The organism is Streptomyces tibetensis, assembly GCF_007655005.1.
Lineage (GTDB): Bacteria > Actinomycetota > Actinomycetes > Streptomycetales > Streptomycetaceae > Streptomyces > Streptomyces tibetensis.
Genome location: NZ_SZVW01000075.1, coordinates 1 through 330, shown reverse-complemented (window position 1 = coordinate 330; position 330 = coordinate 1). Strand labels below are relative to the sequence as shown.

1 protein-coding gene is annotated in these 330 nt (G+C 59.7%); it reads right to left on the bottom strand.

Going from position 1 to position 330, the window contains the following annotated elements:
- Positions 1–330 (bottom strand): cbb3-type cytochrome c oxidase subunit I (locus FDO69_RS40990; RefSeq protein WP_170321026.1); only part of this gene is annotated, 330 nt, incomplete at both ends.

Sequence of the window (330 nt, the reverse complement as noted above, 5' to 3'; positions counted from 1 at the left end):
GATGAACAGCGTCCAGAAGGTGATCTTGCCGAGACGCTCGTCGAGCATCTTGCCGGTCCACTTCGGCCACCAGAAGTGGAAGCCGGAGAACATCGCGAACACCACGGTGCCGAAGACGACGTAGTGGAAGTGGGCCACTACGAAGTACGAGTCGGAGACGTGGAAGTCCATCGGCGGGGACGCCAGGATGACACCGGTCAGACCACCGAAGGTGAAGGTGATCAGGAAGCCGGTCGCCCAGAGCATCGGTGTCTCGAAGGACAACGAGCCCTTCCACATGGTGCCGATCCAGTTGAAGAACTTCACACCGGTCGGTACGGCGATGAGGAA